The 12,905-nt window shown below is 38.1% G+C and carries 10 protein-coding genes; 4 read left to right on the top strand and 6 right to left on the bottom strand.

Features of this window, described 5'->3' with window-relative positions; all coding sequences use genetic code 11:
• The first annotated feature begins 192 nt into the window (after window positions 1-192).
• Complete coding sequence (locus ACSLUH_RS12100; protein ID WP_448567323.1) at window positions 193-2,280, top strand: winged helix-turn-helix domain-containing protein; 2,088 nt, start codon at window positions 193-195, stop codon at window positions 2,278-2,280.
• 292 nt (window positions 2,281-2,572) lie between these two features.
• Here the strand turns inward: ACSLUH_RS12100 and ACSLUH_RS12095 are convergent, their stop codons facing one another.
• The 6 genes from ACSLUH_RS12095 to speB form a co-directional block, all read right to left on the bottom strand.
• Window positions 2,573-4,810, bottom strand: a complete 2,238-nt coding sequence (locus tag ACSLUH_RS12095) for a DUF5916 domain-containing protein (RefSeq protein WP_448567321.1) — start codon at window positions 4,808-4,810, stop codon at window positions 2,573-2,575.
• A gap of 220 nt (window positions 4,811-5,030) precedes the next feature.
• Window positions 5,031-6,776, bottom strand: coding sequence for a PAS domain S-box protein (locus ACSLUH_RS12090; protein ID WP_448567319.1), 1,746 nt, complete (start codon window positions 6,774-6,776; stop codon window positions 5,031-5,033).
• A gap of 425 nt (window positions 6,777-7,201) precedes the next feature.
• A complete protein-coding gene (locus tag ACSLUH_RS12085; RefSeq protein ID WP_448567317.1) occupies window positions 7,202-7,336 on the bottom strand; it encodes a hypothetical protein in 135 nt (44 codons plus the stop codon).
• 120 nt (window positions 7,337-7,456) lie between these two features.
• Window positions 7,457-7,852 (bottom strand): DUF3592 domain-containing protein, encoded by a 396-nt coding sequence (locus tag ACSLUH_RS12080; protein ID WP_448567315.1) that lies wholly within the window; start codon window positions 7,850-7,852, stop codon window positions 7,457-7,459.
• A gap of 117 nt (window positions 7,853-7,969) precedes the next feature.
• Window positions 7,970-8,692 carry a FimV/HubP family polar landmark protein gene (locus ACSLUH_RS12075; protein ID WP_448567313.1) on the bottom strand — a complete coding sequence of 241 codons (723 nt, stop codon included), beginning with the start codon at window positions 8,690-8,692 and terminating at the stop codon, window positions 7,970-7,972.
• 142 nt (window positions 8,693-8,834) lie between these two features.
• Window positions 8,835-9,782: an agmatinase gene (gene speB, locus ACSLUH_RS12070; RefSeq protein WP_448567311.1), complete on the bottom strand. Its 948-nt coding sequence runs from the start codon at window positions 9,780-9,782 to the stop codon at window positions 8,835-8,837.
• Window positions 9,783-10,009: 227 nt separating this feature from the next.
• On the opposite strand from speB, the gene ACSLUH_RS12065 reads away from it, so the two are divergent.
• The 3 genes from ACSLUH_RS12065 (at window position 10,010) to ACSLUH_RS12055 (ending at window position 12,510) form a co-directional block, all read left to right on the top strand.
• Entirely contained in the window at window positions 10,010-10,972 is a 963-nt protein-coding gene (locus ACSLUH_RS12065) for an adenosylmethionine decarboxylase (protein WP_448567309.1), read from the top strand.
• Window positions 10,962-11,819, top strand: a complete 858-nt coding sequence (speE, locus tag ACSLUH_RS12060) for a polyamine aminopropyltransferase (protein WP_448567307.1) — start codon at window positions 10,962-10,964, stop codon at window positions 11,817-11,819. Before ACSLUH_RS12065 ends, speE begins: the two co-directional genes overlap by 11 nt.
• A gap of 115 nt (window positions 11,820-11,934) precedes the next feature.
• Window positions 11,935-12,510, top strand: a complete 576-nt coding sequence (locus ACSLUH_RS12055; protein ID WP_448567305.1) for an AAA family ATPase — start codon at window positions 11,935-11,937, stop codon at window positions 12,508-12,510.
• The last annotated feature ends 395 nt before the right edge of the window (window positions 12,511-12,905 follow it).

The raw sequence follows: 12,905 nt of genomic DNA, 5'->3' as shown, positions 1-12,905 counted from the left end.
GAGCCTTTTTATATAAAACTAGCGGCTATTATCGGTGTTTTTAGTGCATTAGTCTTGGAAAACTTGAAATAAACTAAAATTTAAATCGGCTAACATATAATTCAATGAAATTAGCCAGATTAAGTGATCTTTAGACGGTTACCTGATATCTTTGCCAACCATAGGATTGATAGCAAATGAAGGTTATCTTACGTGCAAAAAGAGTTAATAAAGTTTGGACCTTTTACCTTCGATAAAGAACATGCGCAAATAACTACGCAAGATGCCACTATTCACTTAGAGCATCAACAAGCAAAATTGCTAGAATACTTACTGACCCATCATCGGCAAGTATTAACGCGCGATCAGATAGCCGACGCTATTTGGCAAGGCGTTGTTGTTGAAGACAATACCATCAGTAAAGCGATTACCCGATTAAGAAAAACCCTAAATGACAATGCGAAAGCCCCACTTTATATAAAAACTATTCCGAAAAAAGGCTATCAATTCATTGCTCACTTTGAACAGGTAAAATCAGATATCCAGCAAGAGGATTTATCGGATGCGGTGGTGACTAATTCACTAAACACACTGTTAAATGAAGAAGCATCAAAGCTTAGTAACCTTGCACAATCAAATAAAAGTGATAAAAAGTATAAAGAAAAGGCATCGAACAAACGCACAGTATTACCCTTTGTTATCTTGCTCTTGCTTTGTCTCGCCGTCATAACTTTATGGTCATCAAGCGACGAAAAACAGCGCCAAGCAACTGCCCAAAAAGCTTACCAACCTAAAGCGTTAACTTATCGTGAAGGAAGAGAGTTTAGCGGCCATCTTCACGCTGATAATTCGCAATTATTGTTTGTTGGAGAGACAAACCAAGGTTACGCGATATTTTATAAAAAACTCAATGATGCAACGGCAACCTTACTCACCCCAATAAATAGCAGAAAAAGTAAACCTTATTGGCTGAATATCAGCGACAATCGCTTTATTTACAGTGATATCGACAGCAATGGACAGTGTTTAATTTACCTAGGTTCAACCGAGAAGCAAAAAATAAGCTCTCCAATCACCTCGTGTATTTCGAATCAGCCAGTAGAAGTTTTTGTTCAAGACCAAGGGAAAAGCGTTATTTGGATTGATAATGCCGGTAGCTGGAGGTACACGCTTGACGATAAAAAGCGCCAGCAACTACAAACTATAGCGACCAATGCCGTTTACCAAGCCCCGTCTCCAAATGGGCAAATGTGGCTAACCTTAAATATTGACGATGACCATACCAGCATTGCGATATATGACGTAAACACTCAAGCTCTTCGTTATCAGAAACTTATTCCTTATCTAATTAGTGACGTTAGATGGGCTAAAGATAGTCAAGGGTTCTTCCATTTAAGCGAGCATCCAGCACACCAACTGATCCAACAATTGCTAAACGGCGATGAACGGGTTATCGCCAGTACCTCATTTGGCTCTATTATTGATATTAGTGCAAATCAACATCATCAAACTATTGAATATGCGATTAGTGCCATTGATATCGACATTGCTTTGTTAACTGAGGGTAATGAAACGCTGTTGGTGAATTCCAGTTTCCCTGATTACGGCGCGGCTTTATCAGCAAACGGTAAAAAGCTAGCCTTTGCTTCAAAACGCACAGGATCTGCTCAAATTTGGTTAAAAGATGAAAACGACCAGTTTACTCAACTGACTACGTTTGCTCGGGCAAGTTATATTTATGACATTGTTTGGGCCCCCAACAATCGCCATATATTAGTAAAAAGGAACAGCAGTATTGATATTATTGATAGCGAAACTCATCAGGTTATCGAGCTCTCTCTAAATGCTGAACATAGCAGTAGTTGGCAATGGCTGTCTAATCAGATCATTGCATTTGTCGATCAAAAGAGTCATACACTGTTCAGTTATCATATTGATGATCACGATCAACAGCTCTTAAAAACCAATGTCGGTGCTGCACAATATGTTAATAACTTTTGGTACGTATCAGATTCATTAAACGAATCGCTTGAACAATACGACAGTCAACTAAAGTTTAATAAACAAGTCTCTGATCAGGTACACGGTAGGTATTGGCAAGTTCACCAAGATAATTTGTATCTTTTTGATCAACAGACAAGCGAACTACTTGTTATCAACAGTCAAGGTCAAGAAAAAACGCTGCTCTCAAACAAAGCGTTAAGGGGCTTGTCTTTTAAAGTAACGTCAAATGGTCAATTGTTATATCAAAAAGTCAGCCAAAGTGAAGCTAATATCTACCAGCTTCACTTACCGGACTGAGCATTCCCCTAATTAACAATGCTAGAGCGTGTTGAACTTTGATGTACATTTTTGCAGCAGCTCATTTGAAGTTTATACAAGACAGAGCCTATGTCATGTGGTTATTCCCCATAAATAGGCAATAACGAAGTAGAAATTTTAAATGGGCGCTGTCCTTCGGATTCGTTTAAACGTGATTTACGCTTTGTTGTAACTTATTAGCATAGAATAACTATACTGTATTCGCTACGCCTCGATTAAATCACGTTTAATTCGAACAAAAATTGTACCGCAGAGATCAACACGCTCTAGGTCAGAATAGCCAATTGAGTTTCGCCGTGACGCTTTTTTGGTTTGGATTTGCTATAGCGTTTGATAATAAATCGCGAAAGCCTGTTTGCTCTGCTAACGTGTTGTCTATGCCATTATGTGAATAAACAAAATATAAGCTTGAACCATTATCGAATAAGTATCGGTATCTTGCCTGTAGAGCAAACTGACTCGTATTAAAATCAGTTCCTTGAAGATACTGAGGGTCATTACTCTCAAGCCCATTAGCTTTTATCCCGAACCACTGGGTGGTTAGCGTAAGATCGGAGCGCTCTGATAAGCGAGTGACCAATTTAAGATAAGCTTTATTCATAAAACGTTGATAACGTTTCACCTCACCATCAAGATTGCCTACTAACCAATCATCACTATCAATATAGGTGTAATTGGCATCTAAACGTATCGTATCGCTAAAATAGGTTCTGGTATTAATTGACAGTTTGTTAGCCCAATCATGCTCCCCTTCCTGATAGAAATTAAACATCGCGTTGAATGAAAAGTTAGCGGGTGTTGGAGATTGATAATACAGGTGAAAGTCTTGTTGAGACGAGCGATAGATCATGCCATTTTGACGAGTAATTAAATCATCAAAACCGGCATCATGGTATCTATACCCAGCTCGAAAGTTATGACCGCTTTTTAAACGAATAAAGTAACTGGCGTATGCATTATCTCTTAGATTTGTTCCTTGTGTATTACGTTGATAATTATACTCCCCATAGGCTCTTGCTCTTAATACGGGGCTAGATTGAGCAAATTGATAATCATCATATTGGCTAGAAATAAGTAACGTCGAAATATCATTTCGTTGTTGGTAGCCAAAGGCGTTAATATCTAGGGTATCATCTAAGTAAGTCCACTCAACATTATTCTGCCAGTGCCTGACGGGCACATAGCTTGCTTTTAGGGTAGCCCCTTTTCCCACTTCAGTTATATCGTTATTTTCTTGATTAGATTGACGTTGTGAGTAAATAAAATTGGCAAATAAATTCACTGCATCGTTAAGCTGATAACGACCATCATGATTAACCACTATCGATTGGATATCACTAGCTGGATTATCAACATAATTGACTAGCTGCCCAAAACTCATTTCATCCAAACTTTTATACCAACGACCACTAAAAAATGTTTTGCCATCATTCGCAACAACATCATCTTCTTGGGCTAATAATATGCCTGCGTTGATCAGGTCACCATTATAAATATATTTACCCGCATAAGAGATGTCATGAATTTTACTCGCATCCTGCTGCGCGTTAGCACCGATGCGTCGTGTATTGACAAGTTGCAAACTGTTCGGCCCTTGAACATCAAATAGACTTTGATTTTCTGTGAAAAATGCACGTTTATCGGTTCTTAAAGTTTCTACCGCACTATAATTAACAATTAATTCATCTGACTCGACGGTACCAAAATCTGGATTAACCGTAGCAATAAACTGATGGTTCGTTTTCGGCTTCCACGTTATATCTAGACCAATATTACTCTCGCTTTGCTCAGTTAACACGTTGTAATGTGCTGCGCTATATAATCCATAATCAAAGTTTTGTCCTTTAACGTTATCAACAGCAACCGTAGCGAACTCATAAGTAAAGTTTTTACGCCCTCGATGCGTATCAGGAAATGAGTAAGCTTGAGAGTCAATGACATTTTGTCTTTGAAAATAAACACTAACATTTCGTTTTTCTGCGGTTTCTTCCCGATAGGTTGCCGTTGTCCATGGTATAAAAAACTCACTAAACCAATAGTCATCCTGCTCACTAACATGCACTTGCCATACCCCGTCCCAATCTCTATTCGATTGATTTCCTCGACTATAGGTACCATCCATGGTTCCCCCACCTAGAGTAGCGACAAACTCATAGGCGGTATCACCATCATTGTTAAAATCAATAAAGACCATATTAAAGTCAGCACTGGTGTATTGGTCGTGTCCACTGTACTTTCTTGAACGCTGAGGTTGATAGTTCTTAAAACCAACATATATACCTTCAGCATCGGTTATAAGGTAAGTTGTTGTTGGATACTTGGGCTTTTCTCCGGTATTGGGGAAACTTTGTACATAATTTGAAAAAACTTGCGCCCCCTGCCATTCTTGTTCGGTAATTTTTCCATCAACTACTACATTCGCTGCTGCTGAACAAACAGGCAAAGCTGCAAAAACTACACTGATAATCTTGTGAGTATTACCCCAAAGATGTTTTCGTTTCATCATCATCTTCCATCTAAGTTAATCTAGAGAGAAGCATGATGAAACAAGCACTCAAAAAGGTGACCAAAAAGTGACGAAGCTCGGAAATTATGTGAACTATCAACAAAATCAAGCAGATATTGCTGAAGTAACGTCAGCTTTTAGAAATGCTGCCGATATTTACTAATTGAGTTTCAGGTAATAGGTTATCGACTCTACACCCTATTACCTGAAAGGAAATCGCGCTTTATGAATTACCTAGGTAGTCAGATAATTGATCGACGTGTCCTTTAGTTTCTTCTATTAACGATCCGATTTGCTCGGCAGACTCAGCAGAGCTTTGCGCAAGATTTCTAACTTCATCCGCTACGACAGCAAAACCTCGACCCGCATCGCCAGCACGAGCTGCTTCAATTGCCGCATTAAGGGCTAACAGGTTGGTTTGATTTGAGATGTTATTGATAGATTGCACAATACTACTAATGCGATCAAGTACCTGTGACATTGCTGCATGAGTTTCAGAAATAACGGCATTTTTTCGAGAAACGTCTTCTGCGTATATTAATACTGTTTCCACTTCATTATAAACATTAGTAATTGGTGTAGCCTCAAGCACTAAATGTATTGACGAACCACTTCTCAACGTAACGTTTGCATCTGCAGTTACTGGAGAGCCTTTAATTATATCATTCCATTTATCACTACCAATGAGTTGACTAACTGATGGAATGATCTCTTTAGCCTGTGAGGTGGAGCCACATTCTATCGAGTGCAAAAACTGAGAGTTAGCAGTAATAATATGACCGTGAGCATCGGTTTCTAACATTAAACTGCTATCATTGATAGCGCTCATTCTAATGTCATTTTCTAGCGATTTTCGTTTTGTTTTGTCGATGTCAGCTTGAATAGCAATGTAATGCGTAAGATGCCCACCTTCATCAAAAACTGGGTCAATCGCAAGCGATATCCAATAAGGTTTTCCTTGGCGATCATAGTTTAGGATTTCTTCGTATAACGACTGTTTTGCACTTAAGCGTTTGCTGATCCGTTGAACCGTTTCAGGATCGGTGTGCTCACCTTGAAGTATATCGCCAGGCTTTTTACCTTTAACATCATCTAAGCTATAACCGGTAATACTCTCAAACCCTTGGTTCACATATTCAATTAACCCGGTATTATCAGTGATGATAACAGCATTACTGGTGTTATTTGCGACCAAAGATAATCGTTTAAACGCCTGTCTAGCTAAATATGCCTCAGTGATATCTCTAACAAAAGCGGTATATAAAATTTTGTTGTCTAGCTCTATTTTTGAAAGGGAAAGCGCCACCCAAATATCTCGTCCATCTAATGTTTCAACTTGTAGCTCTAAAGCGGTCCCAACCAATCTATTCTGGCCGGTTTGTCGATTACGATTTACGTAGCTATCATGATGAGGACGTATATGCGCTGGCACGAGCATCTTGACATTATTACCAATGACGTCTTCTTTGGGAGCCCCCCATATTTTCTCTGCTGCTGGATTAAAAAAGACGACATTATTGTTTTCGTCAATAGTAACAACACCATCAATGCATTGAGTTAAGGTTTGATCGATTAACTGCTGAGCTTCGCGTTGCGCACTGATATCTTTCACGATGGCCGAATAGCACTGCTTATTGTTGTAGGTAAACTTAGATAACGATAACGAACACCAAACAACCTTGCCTTGTTTGTTTTCAATATAAAGGTCTATGGTTGAGCCTACTAACTTATCATTCCCTTCTTTTCTGTGACGATTAACATAGCCATCATGATTATCACGATGCTCTGTTGGTACAAGCATCTTTACATTTTTACCGATCACTTCCTGTTTGGTATATCCCCAAAGTTTTTCAGCCGCTTGGTTGAAATACATCACATTGTTGTTGTCATCGATGGCGATAACCGCATCAATACTTTTATCTAAAATCTGTTCAGCGAATGAATCGGCCTTTAACTGAAATCCAAACATAGTGTTTCCATCTATTTCTCAAAGAATCAGTACTTTTACGCGCGTAACGTGTATCAAGTTCAAAAACGTTAATTAATAAAAACTTTTCTTTAAAATTAAAACTAAAGAGAGTCATGGCTAAGCTATGATTAAACGCTAAACATAGCCAGAGCGTAAACTTAATGGCTTACTTAATGACTTAAGTGAATTAATCGTTTATTGACAACATTAAAGATAGTCACGGATTCAACTTTTCGCACTTTTGATTGTAGATCAAAAACCTAAAACCAGGGGCCGTTAACCTTTGTGTGTTTTTCAGCATTAGGAAATTTATGAGAAAAGCAAAGCGGCGTGAGCAGTGTTTGGTTAATCCACAGGAGCAAATATCAAAAATAAATGTGCTTAAGCGAATCTAAAAAAAAGCTTTTACGAGTTAATCGCTACGATTATTGAGCTTCTTCTAATATTTTAACAATTCGACTCAGGTTGATTTGCGATAAATTCCATTCATAACCGTTAAAGTCAGTGGTATTGATAAACTGAACCACAACAGTATCAATGTCTGGATAAAAATAGGCCAAGCTTTAACCTGTATCCACAGGACAAAAAATAACGAAACAATGGTTCCCAGCAACAATGCCAAGCGAATGTAAGTTTTAGTACCAGTCATTTAGGGTATCTCTGCGTTCTACGTTTATTGGTTATATAAACGATTTAACGATACCTAAATATAAAAACGGCAGTGATAAGCCAACAAAAAAAAGTCCAAAAACAACACTAGAGCCTTTATCTATCCTAGCGTTGTTCTCATCCCCTTCAATATAGAGTATGTCAATCTGTTGACCTATCGGAAACTTCTTATATCTAAAAGACAATCTTGATTTTACTCGATAGTGCTCTCCCGAAACCGCGAACTCAAAGTATGGTTTATAGAAAGTTCGCATCATATTATCTGTATCTTTAGATTGATATTGATGATAATCAGTTACTATAGCTTTAGTTTTCGTCGCTTTGCGAGTAAAGCGAAAATGATCAACCAATACAAACACGCCAACAACTGCAAACAAAGCTCCGCCTACCAATGGGATGATTGTCATTTACTTCTCCTTATTTCCACTACTCGTTGCTTAGTTCTAACACTTAAAACTGCAATCATTGCGAGTGCTTCCCAACTATAGCAATGAGCATACAAGTAACTAACAATTCCTACAACCTTATGGTTTTAGTGCCTTTAATCGAAAGAACTCAGTTCGCATTGCTTCTTTATCTCCCATCATCTCTAGTGTTTTTCTTTGAGGGCAAGCTAACTGAACACCATCGATTAATTGATTAATATGTCCATTATTGAATTTAGTTGGATTACTTTGAAAAATTGCCAGCATGGCACTAAAAACGTCGGTTTTCCATTGTGCTTTATAGCGACTTGCTATGCTCCATAATGTTTCTTTAGGGGTGCGTGAAAGCATGCAATCGTCATTAATTTGTTGAACTGCGGTATCCTTTTTCTCTGGGTTGTCTTTTTGGGATTGCGCATGATGATCAGTTGCTGGACTTGCAGCTATTTGAGTGGGAGCTTGTTGAACATTGTTTCTTGGCTTTAGGTCGTTTGACACATCAACCGAGGCAACTCTAGCCCACTCTTTACCATCGAATTGATAAATATAAACGGTAGCTTGACCTTGAACATGTCGTTGACTCGCCAAACGAACCATAAAATCATTTAGGCGATGGTAAGCCATTTCTGTTTCAACACCTTCAGATGCTAAGGTAAATCGCAAAGGTAAACTGCGACCTTTTTCTACGAGATTAATTCTCAAAAATAATGGCTGTCGTTCGGCTGACTCTATTTCGTTTAAACTAACGTAGTCCACTTCAGCGTTAGCTACGTTCAATGTCAGCCATAGAAAAGTAACAAAAAGACCTAGTGCTATACGCATAGGAAAACAATCCTCATTTATTATTTTTAACGCATCCAAAATACGCCTAAACAATAATAACGAGAAATCAATAAATTACTACCAAAGAAAAAGATTTAGTCAATTTAAAATGAAAATCATTAAACTGGCAGCTGAGCTGTTGCTAGTTAGCCATCGTTAATAGTAATTCTCGAACAACTTTCGCTGCAAAGACATCACTATTACCACTACTATCAATTTCAGGTGATAATTCAACCACATCACAACCAACAAAGTTTTTATCTTTTAATAACTTACAGAGGCTAATAAACGAATGAAAATCTTCACCACCAGGTTCTGGTGTACCTGTGCCTGGCATAAAGCTAGGGTCAAAGTAATCCAAGTCTAAGGTTAAATAAATTGGTCTGTCTGCTGGAATATCAGCGATTTTTTGTAAAAACTCAGTTCTTGATTCGCACAAGGTCTTATTAGCTTTCATCCATTGATATTCATCTTTAGTTCCCGAACGAATGCCATACTGAATGAGCTGATGAGACGATTTAAAGTGATCTAAAACTCGACGAATGATTGAAGCATGAGAGTAGTGATAGCCCAAGTAACCATCTCTAAGGTCAGCGTGAGCGTCTAAATGTATTAAAACAAGATCTTCGTAATTGGCCAAATAGGTTGTTATCGGCGCATATGAAATTGAGTGTTCACCACCTAAGGTCAGCACCTTCACCTTGTCTTTACTTAAATCAACGTCTTCGAAAAGCGCAGTAAAATCATCACTTGCATGTTGCCATTGCTCGGTGATCATTTGCTGAGTCTCTTGTTCGCTATACTGAATAAGATCATTCAACTTAGGTCTAATAGCCAAGTTTCCTAAATCATAAAAACTAATATCCTCAAGGTCTTTATCTAAATAAGGCGAATAAGACTCTATCCCATCAGAGACATTCCTTAACGCATTTGGACCAGCCTTTGTGCCTTTTCTAAAGCATGCGGTGCCGTCAAACTCAAAACCAATTAGATGTATTGTATCTTGATATAACCCATCTCCAGCCTCAGCAAAATCAAATAACTGTATATCGTTAACTAAAGTAATCGAGGTGTTTTTTATTTTGGCCACGTTAAGTACTCAAATTTGGTGAAAAAATTGAAGCGTTATTATGCAAATTAACACAGTAAAGTATAGTGATATTTGAAGAACTGTACGACAATTTTTAACTAACAATAACCGCAAGTTATAATACCGTGTTAATCTATTCCAACAAACTGAGTTAATTAGAGAAAATCTAGGCTACCTAAAGGCATATTTGGCATATAATGTATAGGTAACTCTAAGAGGAAAGACCATTGTTTTTTGAAGGCGCAGAAAAAAAAGCGGAAATACAAGTTAACCCGCACGAGATTTCTTTACTAAATGATGTCGATGACAATTTTTGGCACAACTTGGTTAAACATTGTCACGCGCAAATTTTATCGTCTATAACCAATGAAAGCTGCAAAGCATTTCTGCTATCAGAATCCAGCTTATTTGTTTGGGACGATCGATTCTTAATTTTAACGTGTGGGGAAACACAATTAATCAACTCCGTAGAGTTTTTTATTAATACCTATTCTCAACGCGTGCTAAAACAAGTCACCTATCAACGAAAAAATGAGTATTTTTCTCACGCTCAGCCAAGTTGTTTTGGTGATGACATCAAAAAGTTATCAACGATGATAACTGGTGAAGCCTATCGGTTTGGCGAGTTAGATGGCCACCATAACTTTCTATTTCATTATGAATATGACTTCAAAGCTAACCCTAATGACAAAACCTACGAGTTTCTCGCTTATCAAATTAGCAACGAAGCATCAAAAGTGCTAACGACGCCTGGCATTTCAGCACCAACAATTCGAGAGTTTTTACAACTTGATTTACTACTGCCTAATTTTGAAATTGATGATTTTGTCTTTACGCCATTTGGTTACTCTTTAAATGCCCTACGAAATGATGATTACTTCACCATTCACGTTACGCCACAAGCAGACAGCAGCTATGTAAGTTTCGAATCAAGTATCAACTTAATTGAACTTGCACCTAAAATTATAGAAATTCTCGCACCATTATCGTTTGATTTATTAAGCTTTAACGAAACCTCATTTAAAGAGAATATTACTGACTTTTATCAATTGGGTTATGTCAGTAAATCCTTAGTTGATAAAACCTTATCTAATGGCTATTACGTTAACTTCGCAAATTTTATAAAGCCGCAAACAAATTTCACCTCTCCCGTGTCATTAAATACAGAAGGAACAGACCATGTACTCTAATCTTTGGGTCGAAGAGAAGTTTCAAGACTTTCTTGGCGTACGTTTTAAAGTAGAAAACGTACTTTTCTCAGGTAAAAGTGACTATCAAACCGTTGATGTTGTTGAAACCAAAGGTCATGGACGAATGCTATTAAATGATGGCCTTATTATGGTTACCGAAAGAGATGAATTTGCCTACCACGATATGATCACTCATGTACCTTTGTTTGTTCATCCATCACCTAAGAAGGTATTAATTATCGGTGGCGGAGATGGAGGAACAGCGCGCGAGGTGATCAGGCACCCGAGTATCGAAAAATGCGTAATGGTTGAAATTGATGCCATGGTCGTTGATGCCTGTAAAGAATTTATCCCTCAAACTTCCAAAGCGTTATCCGATGATAAAATTGAACTAATTATCGGTGATGGTGTTGAGTATGTTAACAGCACAAAAGAAATCTTCGATGTGATTATTGTCGATAGTACTGATCCTATTGGCCCTGCCCAGCCGTTGTTTGGCGAAGCCTTTTATCAGGACGTTTTTAAATGCTTGGCAGATGATGGTATTGTCGTTTCTCAAGGTGAATCGTCTTGGTATGCTGCCGATATTCAAGCATCCTTACTTTCAGTGTTAAATAATGTATTTCCTAAATGCTTTTTATATAGCTTTAGTAACCTAACCTACCCTGGCGGCCTGTGGAGCTTTACCTTTGCTTCAAAGAAATATCACCCGATTGACGATTTTTCGCTAGAAAGGTATCAACAATCGAATATGACCTTTGATTACTATAACGACAAAATCCACAGCGCGGCTTTCGCACTGCCAAGTTTTGCGATTAAGGCGCTAGATGGGCTTATTCACAACTAAACAATAGTAATTTAACCTAATGACTATCTGATTAGTTTTGTTAACCAGCGACGCAGAACTATGGTAATGTAAATTTAAAAGCAAAAACTTAAAAATATCGATGAACGTATCAAATATGAAAAAGCGAATTGTAATTACCGGTGGTCCAGGTGGTGGTAAAACTACCGCTTTAGACTTAATCCGTCGGGAATTTTGCGGAAAAATTGCCTCTGTTCCAGAGTCCGCGACGATGATGTTTAGCGGCGGAATTGAAAGAAGTAAAGATGATGCCGTATTAAGAGCACAGCAATCAGCCATATTTAGTTTACAAAAACACTTAGAAGATATTCAACGCGCTACTTACCCTGAGTGCTTGATCCTTTGCGACCGTGGCACATTGGATGGCCTCGCTTATTGGCCAGACAGTGAAGAAGACTTTTTTAGAGAAATGAATACCACACTGGAAGAAGAGTTTGCACGTTATGATGCTGTGATTTTCTTCGAAACCGCAGCGAGATCAGGTGAAAGTATTCGCAGTAACAACCCCATCCGTAACGAATCAGAGCAAGTCGCAATTGAACTTGATAAAAAGCTCAAAAAGGTTTGGAAACAACACCCCAACTTTAATCTTGTCGGTAGCTCTGAATCATTTATTCGTAAAGTCATGTTTGGCATTATGACCATTGAAAATGTTATTGGGCAATATCGCTGATCTTAAAACTTACTCGCTCATCAACTTCTATTTATTCTGAGAGGCAGCTATGAGCGAGCATGAGACGGTGATATTAATTTGGTGCTATTGGCTGAACTCTACAAAGCGGACGTTCAGCTAACTTGTTTGTGCCCCAAAATGAGTTTCAAGCAGTATCCAATCAAATAACAAAATTATGGTTTTTGAGTACTAAAGCTTTTTAGGGAAAAAAGTAAGACTTGCCTCTTTTCATTAGGAACTGGGTCAGCATGCTTGCTTGATCGCCCCCACCAACTTCCCTAACTCTGTTTTGACTTCATTGGTTAGTTCAAAGCCCATGTTGATTCTTAAGCAGTCATTATATAGCGATAGCGTGCTGAACAGTCTTCCCAAGCGAATATCAATTTGATTCTTTG

Source organism: Thalassotalea ganghwensis (genome assembly GCF_053485795.1).
This window is presented reverse-complemented; position numbering and strand designations above follow the sequence as displayed.

Bases quoted from the DNA above. Each gene is read 5' to 3' on its own strand.
- ACSLUH_RS12090 (WP_448567319.1), bottom strand. From the start codon at position 6,776: ATGTTTGGATTTCAGTTAAAGGCCGATTCATTCGCTGAACAGATTTTA.
- ACSLUH_RS12080 (WP_448567315.1), bottom strand. From the start codon at position 7,852: ATGACAATCATCCCATTGGTAGGCGGAGCTTTGTTTGCAGTTGTTGGC.
- speE (WP_448567307.1), top strand. From the start codon at position 10,962: ATGTACTCTAATCTTTGGGTCGAAGAGAAGTTTCAAGACTTTCTTGGC.
- ACSLUH_RS12095 (WP_448567321.1), bottom strand. From the start codon at position 4,810: ATGATGATGAAACGAAAACATCTTTGGGGTAATACTCACAAGATTATC.
- ACSLUH_RS12055 (WP_448567305.1), top strand. From the start codon at position 11,935: ATGAAAAAGCGAATTGTAATTACCGGTGGTCCAGGTGGTGGTAAAACT.
- ACSLUH_RS12075 (WP_448567313.1), bottom strand. From the start codon at position 8,692: ATGCGTATAGCACTAGGTCTTTTTGTTACTTTTCTATGGCTGACATTG.